Consider the following 1,350-nt stretch of genomic DNA (forward strand, 5'->3'; position numbering starts at 1 on the left):
CCTGTAAGAGGTGCGGGGCCCGTGACCGGTTGGGCGAGCCGTCAGGCTCAGACCGCCGCCGGGTCCTCCTCGACGAGGAGGTTGCGGGTGCGGTTGGAGTCGATCGGAATGCCGGGGCCGATCGTGGTGCTGATCGCGGCCTTCTTGATGTAGCGACCCTTGGCGGCGGACGGCTTCAGACGGAGGATCTCCTCCAGCGCCGCGCCGTAGTTCTCCACCAGCTTGGTGTCGTCGAACGACGTCTTGCCGATGATGAAGTGCAGGTTCGAGTGCTTGTCGACGCGGAACTCGATCTTGCCGCCCTTGATGTCGTTGACAGCCTTGGTGACATCGGGGGTGACGGTGCCGGTCTTCGGGTTCGGCATCAGACCACGCGGGCCGAGCACACGGCCGAGGCGGCCGACCTTGCCCATGAGGTCCGGGGTGGCGACGACGGCGTCGAAGTCCAGACGGCCCTTCGACACCTCGTCGATCAGCTCGTCGGCGCCGACGATGTCGGCGCCCGCGGCACGAGCGGCCTCGGCACGGTCACCGGTCGCGAAGACCAGGACCCGGGCGGTCTTACCGGTGCCGTGCGGGAGGTTCACGGTGCCACGGACCATCTGGTCGGCCTTGCGCGGGTCGACACCCAGGCGGAAGGCGACCTCGACAGTGCCGTCGAACTTCGACGTGGAGGTCTCCTTGGCGAGACGGACGGCCTCGAGCGGGGCGTAGAGCTTCTCCCGGTCGATCTTGGCGTCCGCAGCGCGAAGGGACTTGCTGCGCTTGCTCACTACTGCTCCTGTGGATTCTTAGGAGTCGTGGTCCGGGCCGAGCGGGCCCTGCCACTTCTGCTGATGGAGTTGGGGCTCAGTCCTCGACCGTGACGCCCATGGAACGGGCGGTGCCGGCGATGATCTTCGCGGCGGCGTCCAGGTCGTTGGCGTTGAGGTCGGGCATCTTGGTCGTGGCGATCTCACGGACCTGGTCACGCGTGATCTTCGCGACCTTGGTCTTGTGCGGCTCGCCCGAGCCCTTCTCGATGCCCGCGGCCTTCAGGATCATCTTGGCGGCCGGCGGGGTCTTGGTGATGAAGGTGAAGGAACGGTCTTCGTAGACCGTGATCTCCACCGGGATGACCCAGCCACGCTGCGACTCGGTCGCGGCGTTGTAGGCCTTGCAGAACTCCATGATGTTGACGCCGTGCTGGCCCAGCGCGGGGCCGACCGGCGGAGCCGGGTTGGCGGCACCGGCCTGGATCTGGAGCTTGATGAGCCCCGTGACCTTCTTCTTCTTGGGAGGCATTGCTCTCTCCGGGTCCTAGTGAGAGTTTTCCAGCCTCCGAACCGGATCATCCGGATGGAGGCATAC

2 protein-coding genes are annotated in these 1,350 nt (G+C 66.3%); both read right to left on the reverse strand.

Annotated features, from left to right (window positions below; genetic code table 11):
* Positions 1–47 precede the first annotated feature (47 nt).
* Positions 48–773 carry a 50S ribosomal protein L1 gene (rplA, locus tag ACFTZL_RS44915; protein WP_382596429.1) on the reverse strand — a complete coding sequence of 242 codons (726 nt, stop codon included), beginning with the start codon at positions 771–773 and terminating at the stop codon, positions 48–50.
* Between the two features lie 76 nt (positions 774–849).
* Positions 850–1,284 carry a 50S ribosomal protein L11 gene (gene rplK, locus ACFTZL_RS44920; RefSeq protein WP_031141270.1) on the reverse strand — a complete coding sequence of 145 codons (435 nt, stop codon included), beginning with the start codon at positions 1,282–1,284 and terminating at the stop codon, positions 850–852.
* Positions 1,285–1,350 lie beyond the last annotated feature (66 nt).

It is taken from the genome of Streptomyces sp. NPDC056948, from assembly GCF_042674225.1.
Classification (GTDB): Bacteria; Actinomycetota; Actinomycetes; order Streptomycetales; family Streptomycetaceae; genus Streptomyces; species Streptomyces purpurascens.

What these genes read in the sequence shown, in the direction of transcription:
- rplK (WP_031141270.1), bottom strand. Translation starts at nt 1,284, where the DNA reads ATGCCTCCCAAGAAGAAGAAGGTCACGGGGCTCATCAAGCTCCAGATC.